The organism is Falsiroseomonas sp. HC035, from assembly GCF_050563525.1.
In the GTDB taxonomy this organism is placed as follows: domain Bacteria; phylum Pseudomonadota; class Alphaproteobacteria; order Acetobacterales; family Acetobacteraceae; genus Falsiroseomonas.
Genome location: NZ_JBNXUN010000087.1, coordinates 1 through 303 on the forward strand (window position 1 = coordinate 1; position 303 = coordinate 303).

Consider the following 303-nt stretch of genomic DNA (forward strand, 5'->3'; position numbering starts at 1 on the left):
CCTCGACCTGGCCCGCGCCCGGGGGCGGGAGGTCCCGACGGACGACCCCGCGCTTGGCGACCAGCCGGTGGCGGCCGACGCGCTGGACCGCGTCGCCGCGGATGCCGAGGGGCGGCGCCTGCGGCAATGCCTGGCGACGCTGGAGGAACGCAACCGCCGCGGCATCGTGCTAGCCTTCGTGCACGGCCTGAGCCACGCGCAGATCGCCGCCCGGCTGGATCTGCCGCTCGGCACCGTGAAGGCCTGGATCCGGCGCGGCCTGTTGCGCCTGCGGGAGTGCCTGGCATGAGCCCCGGCATGACA

The 303-nt window shown here is 75.9% G+C and carries 1 protein-coding gene; it reads left to right on the top strand.

What is annotated here, in order from left to right; translation table 11 throughout:
* Nucleotides 1–289: sigma factor-like helix-turn-helix DNA-binding protein (locus tag ACLF3G_RS29570; protein ID WP_430672949.1), on the top strand; the 289-nt coding region annotated here is incomplete at its 5' end.
* Between the last annotated feature and the right edge of the window lie 14 nt (nt 290–303).